The 13,822-nt window shown below is 58.9% G+C and carries 14 protein-coding genes; 6 read left to right on the top strand and 8 right to left on the bottom strand.

The window, feature by feature from the left end; translation table 11 throughout:
- The first annotated feature begins 13 nt into the window (after positions 1-13).
- Positions 14-763 carry an enoyl-CoA hydratase-related protein gene (locus tag A7J50_RS23540; RefSeq protein ID WP_064453952.1) on the top strand — a complete coding sequence of 250 codons (750 nt, stop codon included), beginning with the start codon at positions 14-16 and terminating at the stop codon, positions 761-763.
- 197 nt (positions 764-960) lie between these two features.
- On the opposite strand, the gene pyk is transcribed toward A7J50_RS23540, so the two are convergent.
- Positions 961-2,412 (bottom strand): pyruvate kinase, encoded by a 1,452-nt coding sequence (pyk, locus tag A7J50_RS23535; protein ID WP_064453951.1) that lies wholly within the window; start codon positions 2,410-2,412, stop codon positions 961-963.
- A gap of 174 nt (positions 2,413-2,586) precedes the next feature.
- Between pyk and A7J50_RS23530 the strand changes: the two genes are divergently transcribed.
- A complete protein-coding gene (locus A7J50_RS23530; protein ID WP_017139782.1) occupies positions 2,587-2,961 on the top strand; it encodes a tetratricopeptide repeat protein in 375 nt (124 codons plus the stop codon).
- Positions 2,962-3,186: 225 nt separating this feature from the next.
- Complete coding sequence (locus A7J50_RS23525; RefSeq protein ID WP_064455007.1) at positions 3,187-3,546, top strand: PilZ domain-containing protein; 360 nt, start codon at positions 3,187-3,189, stop codon at positions 3,544-3,546.
- Between the two features lie 61 nt (positions 3,547-3,607).
- Here A7J50_RS23525 and A7J50_RS23520 read toward each other — a convergent pair whose 3' ends face one another.
- Genes A7J50_RS23520 through A7J50_RS23495 form a run of 6 tightly spaced genes read right to left on the bottom strand, consistent with a single transcriptional unit; the run spans position 3,608 to position 10,275 of the window.
- Complete coding sequence (locus tag A7J50_RS23520) at positions 3,608-4,939, bottom strand: DUF58 domain-containing protein (RefSeq protein ID WP_064453950.1); 1,332 nt, start codon at positions 4,937-4,939, stop codon at positions 3,608-3,610.
- 7 nt (positions 4,940-4,946) lie between these two features.
- Positions 4,947-5,942 (bottom strand): AAA family ATPase, encoded by a 996-nt coding sequence (locus tag A7J50_RS23515; protein ID WP_064453949.1) that lies wholly within the window; start codon positions 5,940-5,942, stop codon positions 4,947-4,949.
- Entirely contained in the window at positions 5,939-7,096 is a 1,158-nt protein-coding gene (locus tag A7J50_RS23510) for a DUF4350 domain-containing protein (protein WP_064453948.1), read from the bottom strand. Before A7J50_RS23510 ends, A7J50_RS23515 begins: the two co-directional genes overlap by 4 nt.
- Positions 7,093-8,619 carry a DUF4129 domain-containing protein gene (locus tag A7J50_RS23505; protein ID WP_064453947.1) on the bottom strand — a complete coding sequence of 509 codons (1,527 nt, stop codon included), beginning with the start codon at positions 8,617-8,619 and terminating at the stop codon, positions 7,093-7,095. The genes A7J50_RS23510 and A7J50_RS23505 overlap by 4 nt, the downstream gene beginning before the upstream one ends.
- On the bottom strand, positions 8,606-9,586 hold the full coding sequence (locus A7J50_RS23500) for a stage II sporulation protein M (RefSeq protein ID WP_064453946.1): 981 nt from the start codon (positions 9,584-9,586) through the stop codon (positions 8,606-8,608). The genes A7J50_RS23505 and A7J50_RS23500 overlap by 14 nt, the downstream gene beginning before the upstream one ends.
- On the bottom strand, positions 9,583-10,275 hold the full coding sequence (locus tag A7J50_RS23495; RefSeq protein ID WP_064453945.1) for an RDD family protein: 693 nt from the start codon (positions 10,273-10,275) through the stop codon (positions 9,583-9,585). Before A7J50_RS23495 ends, A7J50_RS23500 begins: the two co-directional genes overlap by 4 nt.
- 166 nt (positions 10,276-10,441) lie before the next feature.
- Here A7J50_RS23495 and sbcB point away from each other — a divergent pair, with 166 nt between their 5' ends.
- Complete coding sequence (gene sbcB, locus A7J50_RS23490) at positions 10,442-11,869, top strand: exodeoxyribonuclease I (RefSeq protein ID WP_064453944.1); 1,428 nt, start codon at positions 10,442-10,444, stop codon at positions 11,867-11,869.
- Positions 11,870-11,959: 90 nt separating this feature from the next.
- Here the strand turns inward: sbcB and mvaT are convergent, their stop codons facing one another.
- Positions 11,960-12,334, bottom strand: a complete 375-nt coding sequence (mvaT, locus tag A7J50_RS23485) for a histone-like nucleoid-structuring protein MvaT (RefSeq protein WP_064453943.1) — start codon at positions 12,332-12,334, stop codon at positions 11,960-11,962.
- A 347-nt stretch (positions 12,335-12,681) separates the two neighbouring features.
- Here mvaT and purU point away from each other — a divergent pair, with 347 nt between their 5' ends.
- Together purU and A7J50_RS31700 are read left to right on the top strand one after the other, a co-directional pair.
- On the top strand, positions 12,682-13,530 hold the full coding sequence (gene purU, locus A7J50_RS23480) for a formyltetrahydrofolate deformylase (RefSeq protein WP_015885632.1): 849 nt from the start codon (positions 12,682-12,684) through the stop codon (positions 13,528-13,530).
- An 86-nt stretch (positions 13,531-13,616) separates the two neighbouring features.
- Positions 13,617-13,787, top strand: a complete 171-nt coding sequence (locus A7J50_RS31700) for a hypothetical protein (RefSeq protein ID WP_167353710.1) — start codon at positions 13,617-13,619, stop codon at positions 13,785-13,787.
- The last annotated feature ends 35 nt before the right edge of the window (positions 13,788-13,822 follow it).

The raw sequence follows: 13,822 nt of genomic DNA, 5'->3' as shown, positions 1-13,822 counted from the left end.
CGCGAGATTCGCCATGACTGACGCCATCCTGCTGCAACGCGAACGCGGGCTGCTGACCTTGCAGCTCAATCGTCCCGACAAGAAAAACGCCCTGACGCGCGCCATGTACACGCAACTGGCCGAGGCGCTGGAACAGGCTGATGCTGACTCAGGCGTCAGTGCCGTGTTGATCCAGGGCAGTAGCGACTGCTTCACGGCCGGCAACGATATTGCCGACTTCCTCGAACAGCCGCCCAGTGACCTCGACAGCCCACCGTTCCACTTCATGAAAAGCCTGCTCAACTGCCGCAAACCGGTCATTGCCGCTGTAGCGGGCGCGGCAGTCGGTATCGGCACGACCCTGCTGCTGCATTGCGACCTGGTGTATATCAGTCGCGATGCACGCTTGCGCATGCCATTCGTTAATTTGGGGTTGTGCCCCGAGTTTGGCTCAAGTCTGATCCTGCCGCGTCTGTTGGGGCATGCGAAAGCGGCAGAATTGTTGCTGCTAGGCGAAGGTTTTACGGGCGAGCAGGCGGCGGCATGGGGGATTGCGACCGAGGCGTTGGGCAGCGGCAAAGCGGCGTTGGCCAAAGCGCGAGAGATTGCCGAGCGCTTTGAAACCCTGGCGCCAGGGGCGGTGCAGGTCAGCAAACACCTGATGAAAAGTGTTGATCGCGAGCAGTTGCGGCAAGTGATCGAGGAAGAGGGCGCGTTGTTTACTCAGCGCTTGAAATCGCCGGAAGCGATTGCGGCGTTGTCGGCCTTTATTTCTCGGCGATGAATGTGCGTTGACGGGGCCGACGTATTCGCGAGCAAGCCCGCTCCCACATTCGACCGAGTTCCTTCAGGGTGTACGCAGTAAAATGTGAGAGCTGGCTTGCCTGCGATGAGGCCCTCTAATTTAACCCGTCACCCTGCCTTGAAATGCAAAAAGCCCCGCCATTCACATGGCGGGGCTTTTGTTTTTCAGCGTGTCACTCAGACCATTGGGTCGCCAACGTGCAGGATTTTCATGCCGTTGGTGCCGCCGATGGTGTGGTAGCTGTCGCCCTTGGTCAGGATGACCCAGTCGCCTTTTTCCACAACGCCACGTTTAAGCAGTTCGTCGATAGCCGCCTGGCTGACTTGGTTTGGCGGCAGGGATGCCGGGTCAAACGGGACGGTGTACACGCCACGGAACATGGCCGCGCGGGCCTGGGTTTCGCGGTGCGGGGAGAACGCGTAGATCGGGATCGAGGAACGGATGCGCGACATGATCAACGGCGTGTAGCCACTTTCGGTCAAGGCGATGATCGCTTTAACGCCCGGGAAGTGGTTGGCGGTGTACATGGCTGCCAGCGCGATGCTCTGGTCGCAGCTTTCGAACACTTTGCCGATACGGTGGCTGGAGGTCTTGCTGGTCGGGTGCTTTTCGGCACCGACGCAGATACGCGCCATGGCCTGGACGGCTTCGAGCGGGTACGGGCCGGCAGCACTTTCAGCCGAGAGCATCACGGCGTCGGTGTAGTCGAGCACGGCGTTGGCCACGTCAGACACTTCGGCACGAGTTGGCATCGGGTTCTGGATCATCGACTCCATCATCTGGGTCGCCACGATCACCGCTTTATTGTGGCGGCGTGCGTGCAGGATGATCTTCTTCTGAATACCGATCAGCTCGGCGTCACCGATTTCCACGCCCAGGTCACCACGGGCAACCATGACTGCGTCGGACGCTTTGATCAGGCCGTCGAGGGTTTCGTCATTGGCCACGGCTTCGGCGCGTTCGATCTTCGCCACCAGCCAAGCGGTGCCGCCGGCTTCGTCGCGCAGTTTACGGGCGTATTCCATGTCGGCGGCGTCGCGCGGGAAGGACACAGCGAGGTAGTCCACTTCCATTTCGGCGGCGAGCTTGATGTCGGCCTTGTCTTTTTCAGTCAGGGCTGGCGCCGTCAGGCCACCGCCGCGGCGGTTGATGCCTTTGTGGTCGGACAGCGGACCACCGATGATCACGGTGCAGTTCAGTTCGGTGGGGGTCGCTGTGTCGACGCGCATGACCACGCGACCGTCGTCCAGCAGCAGTTCGTCACCGACACCGCAATCCTTGACCAGGTCCGGGTAGTCGATACCTACGACGTCCTGGTTGCCTTCGGTCAGCGAATGGCTGGTGGAGAAGGTGAACTTGTCACCGATCTTCAGTTCGATTCGCTTGTTGGCGAATTTGGCGATACGGATTTTCGGGCCTTGCAGGTCACCCAGCAATGCCACGAAGCGGCCGTGCTTGGCGGCCAAGTCACGCACCAGCTTGGCGCGAGCCTTGTGCTCGTCCGGGGTGCCGTGGGAGAAGTTCAGACGGGCAACGTCCAAACCAGCCAGAATCAGCTGTTCGAGGACTTCCGGCGAGTTACTGGCCGGGCCAAGGGTGGCGACGATTTTGGTACGACGGACGGACATGCACAGACTCCTGAGTTCAAGCGCTGGGGAAGGCTACTATGCTCTTTGGTTGTAGTCATTGTTCGTTTGCACTACTTATCGATGATTCGCTTGTTTTCGCTCCAATCGAATAGACGAACATCCTTGAAGATTTTCGACGAGGGGTCGATACACTGCACAAGACAGGAGAACCCCATGCGAATTTTGCTCATTGCTGCCTTGGCCGTCAGTGTCGTCGGCTGTACCCGCTGGTCGATGGACCATCATTTGAACAATGCTTACCGTGCCTATGGGGTGGGTGATTGCGAGCGCGTTACCCTGGAGTTGTCCCAGGTAGACCGCGAGAGCCGTACCCGTCGCTATGTGCAACCGGAAGTCTCGATGTTGCGCGGGCAATGCCTGGAACGGCAAAAATTGTTTGTCGATGCGGTGCAAACCTACCAGTTCATCATCAATCAGTACCCGTCCAGCGAGTACGCCTACCGTGCCCGTGCCCGGCTCGACACCCTGCAGCAACTGGGACATTACTCCGGCGCGAGCGTTGCGCAACCACGCCCGGCGTCACTTTGATGATATTTGTCATTCTATAGCTCGCCCGGCGCCAGTCTTGAGCTATTCTTTGAGTGTTCGTTTGTACAAGGTTATGTTCAAACGAATGGAATGCTTGGGGTTGGCAGCTGTAGAGCGACAAAGCGCATGCTGTAGTCGCGCTGATCCCCAGGGAGAGCGGGCCCTATCGCCCGTTCCGAATCACTGGCGCGGCCAGACTCATGGCCAATGGATGGCGATTTCAACATGTTTACCGACCGACGGATTGAGCGGCACCAGTTGTCATGTTTCCTGAAAGTGTTCAACCGGCTTACGGACAAGCCTATTGGCTACTTGGGTAACGTGTCCAAAGACGGGCTGATGTTGATCAGCCAATTACCCATGATGGTCGACGTGGCGTTTGAGCTGCGTTTGAAAATTCCTACAGCTGACGGTGATTTCCAGGCAATTGACCTCACCGCAACCTGCTTATGGAGCCATGAAGACGTCAACCCGCAACACTATGACTCAGGGTTCAGTGTGGTCGAAGCGCCCGAGGCATATGAGCAATTGATCAATGCCCTGTGGCATTACTTCAGTTTTGATCCTTTGCAGGCTTCCGCCTAGACATTGCGCGCTGTCGCCCCGGCCTGGGTGTGATTAACCAGGCCGTGGTCGTGCGCATGTTTCACAATACGCCCGCTTTTTTCCAGCCCAAATAACGCGTCACCAAGGCCGCTCCAAGCCCTGAGGGCAGCGTATCCAGTACCGACAAGCCGTGCGCGCTCAAGCGCTCATGCAGATCGTTTCTTTTATTGAGGTAGTCGATGGTGCCGCTGTAGGCCAGCGCTTCGGGCAAAGTTTGCACGGGGGATTGGCGCAGTTGGTCGAGCACGTCTTCCCGCAGGCTGGCGACCAGTACCCGGTGTTGCCGACCGATGCGTTTAACCGCCGTCAGCAGTTCTTCATCGTCTTCATCCCGTAGATTGGTGACCACAATGACGAGCGCCCTGCGTTTTTGTCGGGCCAGTAACTGGCTGGCGGCGGCTTGGTAGTCGGCGGTGCGGCGGGTGGTGTCGAGGTCGTATACGGCATTGAGCAACAGGTTCAGTTGGCCGGTGCCCTTGACGGGCGCCAGGTAGCGGGGCTGGTCACAGGCAAAAGTGCATAGCCCCACCGCGTCGCCTTGGCGCAAGGCGACATAGCTGAGCAGCAAACACGCATTGAGGGCGTGATCGAAGTGAGAGAGTTCTGCGTCCTGGCTGCGCATGCGCCGGCCACAATCAAGCATGAACACAATTTGCTGGTCGCGCTCGTCCTGATATTCCCGGGCGATTGGCGTGCGCTGGCGCGCGGTGGCTTTCCAGTCGATCTGCCGCAGGCTGTCGCCTTCGTGAAACTCGCGTAACTGATGAAACTCCAGCCCCAGCCCTCGCCGCTGGCGTTGACGTATGCCCAGTTGGCTCAACCAATTGTCGACCCCCAATAACTGTGCGCCATACAGATGGGCGAAGTCCGGATAAACACGGGTCGTATCGCGGGCCTCAACCAGACGCCTCGCGGACCAGAGCCCCAAGGGGCTGGGCAGGTGAATCTCACAACGGCTGAAACTGAAGTGCCCGCGTCGTAAGGGGCGCAGGCGATAGCCCAGTTCGCTGCTTAGACCGGGGCGCAGTTCGATGGATTGGGGCATATTCTCCATGCTCAGGCCGTCAGGCGCATGGTCGAATACCTGTACCGTCAGCGGCTGTGGGTAATCGTGTTCGAGCGTCAGACGCACCTCGCCCCAACGACCCAGGGCCAGGCTACCTGGCATCTGCCGCCGCACGCGAGCACACGGCAGGCGGCTTAAGCGCAAGGCGTCCAGCAGCGCCAGTAGAAACAGCGCAAGCAGCAGGCCCCAAGCCACCGAATACAGGGTGTCGGGCACCTTGAATTGTAAGGCCGCAGCGGCACCCAGCAGGGTGTTCAAACCCAGCAGTACGCCGAGCCAGATCAGCAGCAGACGAGTCGGCTTCATGGACGGGTCATTGCCGAGGTGCCGGAATCTGGTCCAGCAACTGCTTGAGCACCTGGTCCACTTCCAATCCGTCGATGTCCAGTTCGGGAGCGATACGAACCCGGTGGCGCAGCACCGCCAACGCGCAGCCCTTGATATCGTCTGGAGTGACGAACGCGCCCCCGCGCAGCAAAGCACGGGCGCGGGCGCCGCGTACCAGGGCGATGGAGGCGCGAGGGCCTGCACCGATGGTCAGCCCCGGCCAGCTGCGAGTAGCCCTGGCCAGGCGTACGGCATAGTCGAGTACGTGTTCATCCAGTGCCAGTTCGCTGGCAATCCGCTGTAACTGCAGCACATCCTCGGCTTGCAGCACGGTGCGTAATGGCTGCACGTCCAGCATATCGGCCCGGGATGAGCGCGTTACTTCGCGTACCATATCCAGTTCCTGCTGTGAATCGGGGTAGTCCATGCGCACTTTGAACATGAACCGATCCAACTCGGCCTCGGGCAGCGGGTAGGTGCCTTCCTGTTCAATGGGGTTTTGCGTCGCCAGCACCATGAAGGGTTGGCCGATGGGCAGTGCCTCACCTTCAAGGGTGACTTGACGCTCCTGCATGGCTTCAAGCAGGGCGGCCTGAGTCTTGGCCGGGGCGCGGTTGATTTCGTCGGCCAGCAACAGGTGAGTGAACAGCGGCCCCTTGCGCAGCTTGAATTGTTCGGTGTGCAGGTCGTACACGGCGTGACCGGTGACATCGCTGGGCATCAGGTCCGGCGTGAACTGGATGCGTGCGAAATCGCCACCGAAACAACGGGCCAGCGCGCGCACCAGCAGCGTTTTACCAAGGCCGGGTACGCCTTCAAGCAGTACATGGCCGCCTGCGATCAGTGCGGTGAGCACGTCGTCGATCACCTGATCCTGGCCGATCACTGCCTTGCGCAGTTCAACGCGCAGGGCCTGTGCCTGTTGGCTGGCGTGTTGAAGGCTTTCGGCAGTCTGGTCAGTGGCCGTTGGAAAATCGCTCATAGGGCGTTCCTCAGAGTTTGCAGGCATGCTACTTCCCGGCTGAAATCGGCGCTGGAGAGCCGTTTTGCCGGGAGTGGGCCGAGGGCCTGGCGGATGACGTGGGAGGGTTGGCGCGTCAGGCGTTCAAGTACCTGCCACTGTTCAGCGGTTTCGAGGTGTTCAAAGCCTGGGTGGCGACGCCTTGCAGCACGCTGGACATCACCCTGTAACGCTTGCAACAGCGTGCCTTGGCCACTGCGTCGCAGCAGGAAGTCGGCACTGGCCTTCAAGTGTTCCTGCAACTGCCGGCGTGCCTTGGGTGCTGGTGTACGGATTGGGCCTTGGCGCATACCGGCCTGCCAGAGTGCCAGGGCAATCAGCGCGATGAGCGCCACCAGGGCCTGGGGAAAGTTGCGTATCAACAGGGTCAGTAGATTGTCCACGTCGCTGTTGAACAGCAAGGTTACGTCCGTGCCCTGGTTGAGGTACCACAACAGCCAGGCGTTATCGTGTTTGCCGATACTCGGGGTTTTCCACAGATCGCTGTCGGTCACAACCGTTACGGTGCCGTGCCCGAAGTTGCGTTGCATCAAATGGCTGGACCTGGCGCTGTTGGCGGAAAACTGCGCCAGGTGCTTGGGATCGGTGAGGCTGAAGTCGGTATCGAAGCTGAAGTAGGCCGGTGCAGTTTCATTGTCGACATACAGTTTGGTCAGGTCCGGCGCTGTCTTTCTGCGCGAGGAGGTAGGTTCGTCAGCGGCCTCACTCAATGTTTGGTGGATGTTCAACCGATCAAGCAGCAGGTCGCCGCTGTTGCCTGTCTCTTCATCCCATAGCGCTTCGGCGACCAGCAGCAAGTGGCCACCGGATTTTGCCCAGTCCAGCAGTTGGTCCACTTGGCGTGGCGTCATGTTGCTGCGCTCACCCAGCAGCAACAAGCTGTGCCCTTTGGCTGGCAGGTCGGCAAGCCTTTCAAGACTGTTGGCATGCTCCACTGCAAGGCCTTGCTGGCGTAGAAAGTATTCGGCCGCCAGGTAGGTGTTTGCCCTGACTTGCGGCGACGGGCCGCGGTCGACTACCTCGTCGTAGGGCGTTGCGATATGCCAAACATAAAGGCCTCCGGCTCCCAGCAAACATACCAGCAGCAGGCCGACCCACAGCATTGGCCGGTTCATTGGGTGGCTCCCGGGCTGAAGAGGGCACGCCAATCGCGACACAGTTGCTGTTGTACCCAGGTGGGGGGAAGACGGTGGCCATAGGCGAGGTTTTGCCAGTGGTGAGTCAGTTCATCGCTGAAGGCCAGTAGCTGCGGTTGTTGCAGTTGATGAACGCGTTCCAGGACCTGGCCTTCGGTGTCCGCGCTTTTCAGAGGCAGGTTGAAGTCGTGTAGCAGTCGGTTGAGCAGGCCGCGATACAACAGGCCAAGCGCTTCCCTTGGTTGGGTAAGCCAAAGCTCTTCGGCAGCGCTGGCGACGTCGTCAGGCAAGGTGTCGGTGCCCAGCTCCAGGCCGAATAAGTGTGTGGGTGCCGGTTTGGCAACGTTGGGTTTGAGTGACCCGCGTCGGCTGACAAAGGTGCGCAGCCAGTCGCGATAGTGCCAGACCAATAGCGCCACGCAGCCCGCGAGCAGGCTCCATAACAGTATTTCCAGGCCAAAGGCTGCGTGTTTGAAAGTATTGCTGTTGAAGGTGTCCAGCAGCGACTGAAGCCAGGCCGGAAGCTTGCCGTCACCGCGCGCCTTGTGTTTCGCAGTGGGAGGGTCATCGCCAAAACGGTAACGGGTGACGGTTTCCTGATTTTTGAACGGGGGAGTGTCCAGCAGCGTCTTGATCGATTGGCTGGCGGCCTGGGTCGTGACCTGCCTGGGAGATTCCGGGGCTTCGGCCATGGCAGGGCGGCTGAACGGTAGAAGCATCAACCCGGCCATCAGCAGCAACGGTACGATACTGCTCAGGCGTTGGCGCAGCCGGCGGAACACCAATTCCAGGTCCCAGGCCTCCAATACAGTGCGGCGGTTGAGGTACAGGCTGAAACCGCATGCGACATAGATGGGTTCCCAGAACACCAGGATCAACGCGTAAAAGGCGTTGCCCAAATGCTCCAGCCACAACCCCTCTGAACCGGTTGCCAGTGCCAGCCCTTGCCAGTCCCAATCCAGTTCCAGTTGTTGCGGAATGAATAGATAGAACAGTGCCATGCAACCGAACCAAAGGCCTATTTCCAAATGCACCCCGATGGTGGTCAGCCAGCGTGCAGCACCGGCGTTGCGCTGCAGGAGCACTCCTAAGCGTCTTTGGCGGGCTTGGCCGTCCAGGCCTTCGAGTTGTCTAACCGGCATCACAAAGCTGCGACTCAGGCTGAATCGTCTCCAGGTCAGGCTGGCCAGCAGTTGACCTTTGAGCAGGCGTGGCCAATGGCGTACTGCCTGCTTTAGGCTGGGTGTCTCGCCAAACAAGGCTGTTGACAGGATGTACAACGGTAGCCGGTCAAAGGCCGGTTTTAGCCACCAGAACAAAAACATGGCGGTGGAAGGGTAATTCCACAGCAGGGCGGTCAGCACAATGAATATCGGCAGGGTCACCATTGCCCAACTGGTCATCAATAGCAGGCGATGTTCCCGAGCCATCAATACGCCCAGGTCCATGGCTTCCCAGGAAGTGCGGGGTCGAATCACCACGCTGGCATCACTCAGGCGCATGGTGAGTCCGTCCGGCAAGGGTCAGGTAAGCGGCCATCAGCAGCCACAGCCCGGCGCCTGTCAGGTATTTGATCCAGGGGGCGATTGCGCTGGAAGAAGACCAGTAGGCTTCAATAAATGCCGCTATCAACAGGAATAACATGACCCCGCAGAGCATCTGCACGCTCTTGCGTGCCGCCAGGCGCAGAGATTCGCCGCGTGTCAGTTGCCCGGGGGCGATCAATGCCCATCCCATCTGCAGACCTGACGCGCCGGCCAGCGCAATGGCACTGAGCTCGAAAGCACCATGGCCGATGACAAATGACCAGAAGGTCTGGCCATAGCCGATCTCTGTGAGGTGCCCGGATACGGCGCCGATGATCAGGCCGTTGAAAATCAAAAAGAACACACTGCCCAGGCCGAACAGCAGGCCGGCGGCAAAGGTCTGGAAGGCAATACCGATGTTGTGCATCACGTAGTAGCCAAACATCATCCAGTCTTCACTGGATGCACGATCGGCGGCGCGTCCCAGGCGGCCGGCATCCGGGTCATACATGCTGTGCATCTCGGCTACCTGCTGGGGACTGACGATGCTGTAGATCAGGTCTGGAAACAGGTAGACCAGCAACCCAACCCCGACCAGGCTGCCGAAGAACAGCAGGCTGGCGATCAAAACGAAGCGCCACTGTTCACGTACCAGACGAGGAAAGTCAGCCAGGACGAAGCCCAATACGTTCGCCCCCAATTGGCTCCGATGGCGGTACAGCTGTTGGTGGCCGCGTAGAGCCAGTTGTTGCAATGGGTCTATCAGGTAGCTGCTGTAGCCACGCTCCTGGGCCAGCGCGAGGTGCTGGCACACGCGTCGATAATGGTGTGGAAAGTCAGCCACTTCGCTGGCTTTGGTCTTGCCTTGCTCCAACTGCTTGAGTTGTTCGGCAAAGGCTTGCCACTGCGGCTGATGGCGGCTTTCGAACAGGCTCTGCTTCATGTCGGCCCCAGCAAGCCGCGAGCCACGCCATTGAGTTGCTCCACGGCGCGAGCTGGCGAGACCTGCAGCGGCGTTGCAAGGATGGAAGCGAGTTCCTGTACCCGTTCGGCGGAGAGTTCACTTTGGCGTTCGGCGAAACCAAGGATGGCACGTTGCTCGCTGAGCTCCAGTGTAAAGGGCAGGCGCAGGGCGACGGCCTGAGGCACCTTGGGGCGAGCCAGTGGTTGTTCGCGGTAGATCACCAGCGTGCCGGCGGCAAGGTCGCCAAGCCGTTTGAAATGGGGGTGTTGCAGGCAACTGATGGCGCCGAGGAAGTAGCCGAAAGGCAGCATGTCGACAAAACGCAGCAGGTTGCGAATGAGTGAGGCGGACCAGCCAATGGGTGTGCCGTCATCCTGTACTACCCGCAAGCCCATGACCTGCTTGCCCGGAGAGCAACCCTGGTTGAGCACCTCAAAGAGCACCATGTACCACCAACTGATCAGGAACAGCAGCAGCGAACCCAGGCCGAAACCGATATTGCCGAGCAGCGCCAGCGGTACGAGCAGGATGCCCATGACCAGGCCGCGCAAACCCAAATCGAAAGCAAAGGCCAGTGCACGTGGCATCAGCCCGGCCGGGCGCAAGGGCAAGTCTATGCCCTCCGGGGTCTCGATCTGGTAATGGGTATCCAATGGAACTGATGGCATCGCGATCCTTGGCAGTGCGTGCGGCTCGAATGCACGGATGCTAGCAGTGTCGACGGTGGAAGCAACCATTCAAGGTTTTGCTGGATATTTGTACAGGTCAGGTATCGCTGGCCCCGGACGTATTACAGCGCCTAGACTTTGCCGATCTTCAGGACAGGAACAGCCCGTGACCACCATCTTCTGGTACGACTATGAAACCACCGGCATCAACCCGCGCAGCGATCGCCCGCTCCAGGTCGCCGGTATTCGTACCGACCTCGAACTCAACGAGGTCGGCCCGCCGGTCAACCTTTATTGCCGGCCGAGCGATGACATCCTGCCGCACCCGGCCGCCTGCGCGATAACCGGTATTACCCCCGGCATCCTGGCGGAAAAGGGCCTGGCCGAAGCCGACTTCATGACCCGCGTGCACGCCGAGTTGGCCGCGACGGGTACCTGTGGGGCCGGTTACAACACCTTGCGTTTTGATGATGAAATGACGCGCTACAGCCTGTACCGCAACTTTTTTGACCCCTACGCCCGTGAGTGGCAGGGCGGCAACAGTCGCTGGGACTTGATCGATGTGGTCCGCACAGCCTACGCGCTGCGCCCCGAAGGCATTGTCTGGCCCGAGCAGGACGGTCGTGTCACCCTCAAGCTTGAGCGGTTGACCGAAGCCAATGGCATAGACCATGGCCAGGCCCACGATGCCTTGTCGGACGTGCGAGCCACCATTGCCTTGGCCCGTTTGGTCCGCGAGAAACAGCCCAAGCTGTATGACTGGCTATTCCAACTGCGCAGCAAGCAGCGTGTGATGGATCAGGTTCGCCTGTTGCAACCCATGGTGCATATCTCAGGTCGTTTTTCCGCCGCGCGTCATTACCTGGGCGTGGTACTGCCCCTGGCCTGGCACCCGCGCAATCGCAATGCGTTGATTGTCTGTGACCTCGGGCTCGACCCGCAGGGTTTACTGGACCTGGACGCCAATACCTTGCGCCAGCGGCTCTACACGCGCCGTGAAGACCTGACGGACGGTGAACTGCCGGTGCCGCTCAAGTTGTTGCATATCAACCGTTGTCCGGTCGTTGCGCCCTTGAATGTGCTAAGGGCGCAGGATCGTGAGCGGCTTCAGTTGGATATGGCTGTCTGCCAGTCGCGGGCGCTGCGACTAACTGACGCACAGGAAGTTTGGCGCGACAAGTTGGCGGCGATGTATGCCGAGGAAGATTTTGTGCCGAGTCAGGACCCGGAGCAGCAGCTCTATGACGGTTTTATAGGTGACCGCGACCGGCGTTTATGCGAACAAGTCCGGGCGGCAGAACCTTCACAGTTAGCACATCAGCAGTGGCCTTTTGATGATCATCGATTGCCGGAATTATTATTCCGCTACCGTGCACGTAACTTTCCTGACACCTTGAACAACGAGGAGCAACAGCGCTGGAAACTTTTTTGCCAGCAACGTTTGTCAAACCCGGAATGGGGCGCGCCGAATACCTTGTTGGCATTTAAGCAGGCACGTGAGGAGTTGGCCGTTAGTGCTACATCGGTTCAGTGCCAGGTGCTGGATCAATGGCAGGAATATGCCGACTCTTTAGCGGCTCGCCTGGACCTGTAGTCAGGTAAGTGGAGAATATTCGGACAATAAAAAACGCCAGCAAGCTGGCGTTTTTAATGTGTTGCATATCAGGCGATAGCCCGACCAGGCTTAGCCCAGCAGGGTAGCCCAACCTTCAACGACGTCGCCGCCCCACTTGGCTTTCCACTCTTTCAGCGTCTTGTGGTTGCCACCTTTGGTTTCAATCACTTCGCCGTTGTGCGGGTTCTTGTATTGCTTGACCTTGCGAGCACGCTTGGTGCCGGTAGTTTTCACAGCGCCACGGGGTGCTTTGATTTTCGATTCCGGATCCAGCAGCGCGATGATGTCACGCAGGGATTTGGAGTATTCACCCATCAGGGTGCGCAGTTTGCCTTCGAATTCCAGCTCGGTTTGCAGCTTGTCGTCTTGGGACAGGTTCTTCAAACGGGCTTGCAGCTCTTTGATAGCTTCTTCGGTGGCGCGGTATTCGTTGATCAGAGACATGGGGACTACCTTATGTAGAGCACTGATTGACAGGAGTGGCCCAATAATAGTCAGGCAATTTCCCCAAGTAAACATTTAAGGAGACATTTATGTGAATTACGTTGAATGTTTGTGGCAAAGCTATGCAATCGAGTTAATTAGTAGGTGGTAGGTGTAAAGATAATCCCGTTTTATTTTTGATAACTGCCTGAGTGTGAGGTGGCACCGTCATATAGCGGCGCTAAAACCTTACGCTATTAAGGGATGTCGCCAGGCCATGTGTGCAGATTAAGCCGCAAGGAATACTGCAGTTTTTCTGCGTAATCGCTAGAATGGCGACCTTTGCGAAGTTCTGGAGTTTTCCCCTAATGCGCACTTTTCGGCTGGTGATTGCTTGCCCGGACCGGGTTGGCATCGTTGCCAAAGTCAGTAACTTTCTGGCCTCCCACAACGGCTGGATCACCGAGGCGAGCCATCACTCGGACAATCTCAGCGGTTGGTTTTTCATGCGTCACGAGATTCGTGCCGACACGCTGCCCTTTGGTCTTGAAGCTTTTCGTGAGGCGTTTGCGCCGATCGCCGAAGAGTTTTCGATGACCTGGCACATCACCGACACGGAGCAGAAAAAACGCGTCGTACTGATGGCCAGTCGTGAGTCCCATTGCCTGGCTGACCTGTTGCACCGCTGGCACAGCGATGAGCTGGACTGTGAGATTGCCTGTGTGATTTCCAACCATGACGACCTGCGCAGCATGGTCGAATGGCATGGCATCCCGTATTACCACGTGCCGGTCAACCCACAGGATAAAGAGCCGGCGTTCGCCGAGGTCTCCCGCCTGGTCAAGCAGCATGAGGCTGACGTCGTCGTGCTGGCGCGCTACATGCAAATCCTGCCGCCGGAACTGTGCCGCGAATACGCGGGTAAGGTGATCAATATTCACCATAGCTTCCTGCCGTCGTTTGTGGGTGCCAAGCCCTACCACCAGGCCTCCCTGCGTGGCGTGAAGCTGATTGGCGCAACCTGCCACTACGTCACCGAGGAGCTGGACGCTGGCCCGATCATCGAGCAGGACGTAGTACGCGTCAGCCACAGCGACAGCATCGAAGACATGGTGCGTTTCGGCCGTGACGTCGAGAAGATGGTCCTGGCCCGTGGCCTGCGTTACCACTTGGAAGATCGCGTGCTGGTGCACGGCAATAAGACCGTCGTGTTCTGATAGCGACGTGCTTATTGAAGAATAGGGGGCCTGGGCGTTAAATCGTCCCAGGCCCTTTTTCTTTGCCCGTCATTGAGGATTGATTGATGAGCGATCCGCTGGACAAAGCCACCTCCAAAGCCCCAGCTACGCTGGGGGAGGGGTGTTTGAGCCGGTTCGACCCGGATGAGCTGGACGCAGAGGACGGCACCGAGTTTCCCGGTGCGGTCGAGTTATGGGCGCGCGAACAGGCTAAAGCCGAACCCAAGGAAGAATAGTGGCCCGCCGCCATACCAGGCGGCGGGCTGCTTGC

It is taken from the genome of Pseudomonas antarctica (genome assembly GCF_001647715.1).
Taxonomy (GTDB): Bacteria; Pseudomonadota; Gammaproteobacteria; order Pseudomonadales; family Pseudomonadaceae; genus Aquipseudomonas; species Aquipseudomonas antarctica_A.
This window is presented reverse-complemented; position numbering and strand designations above follow the sequence as displayed.

Coding starts and splice junctions, on each gene's coding strand:
- A7J50_RS23540 (WP_064453952.1), top strand. CDS start 14: ATGACTGACGCCATCCTGCTGCAACGCGAACGCGGGCTGCTGACCTTG.
- pyk (WP_064453951.1), bottom strand. CDS start 2,412: ATGTCCGTCCGTCGTACCAAAATCGTCGCCACCCTTGGCCCGGCCAGT.
- A7J50_RS23530 (WP_017139782.1), top strand. CDS start 2,587: ATGCGAATTTTGCTCATTGCTGCCTTGGCCGTCAGTGTCGTCGGCTGT.
- A7J50_RS23525 (WP_064455007.1), top strand. CDS start 3,187: ATGTTTACCGACCGACGGATTGAGCGGCACCAGTTGTCATGTTTCCTG.
- A7J50_RS23520 (WP_064453950.1), bottom strand. CDS start 4,939: ATGAAGCCGACTCGTCTGCTGCTGATCTGGCTCGGCGTACTGCTGGGT.
- A7J50_RS23515 (WP_064453949.1), bottom strand. CDS start 5,942: ATGAGCGATTTTCCAACGGCCACTGACCAGACTGCCGAAAGCCTTCAA.
- A7J50_RS23510 (WP_064453948.1), bottom strand. CDS start 7,096: ATGAACCGGCCAATGCTGTGGGTCGGCCTGCTGCTGGTATGTTTGCTG.
- A7J50_RS23505 (WP_064453947.1), bottom strand. CDS start 8,619: ATGCGCCTGAGTGATGCCAGCGTGGTGATTCGACCCCGCACTTCCTGG.
- A7J50_RS23500 (WP_064453946.1), bottom strand. CDS start 9,586: ATGAAGCAGAGCCTGTTCGAAAGCCGCCATCAGCCGCAGTGGCAAGCC.
- A7J50_RS23495 (WP_064453945.1), bottom strand. CDS start 10,275: ATGCCATCAGTTCCATTGGATACCCATTACCAGATCGAGACCCCGGAG.
- mvaT (WP_064453943.1), bottom strand. CDS start 12,334: ATGTCTCTGATCAACGAATACCGCGCCACCGAAGAAGCTATCAAAGAG.
- purU (WP_015885632.1), top strand. CDS start 12,682: ATGCGCACTTTTCGGCTGGTGATTGCTTGCCCGGACCGGGTTGGCATC.
- A7J50_RS31700 (WP_167353710.1), top strand. CDS start 13,617: ATGAGCGATCCGCTGGACAAAGCCACCTCCAAAGCCCCAGCTACGCTG.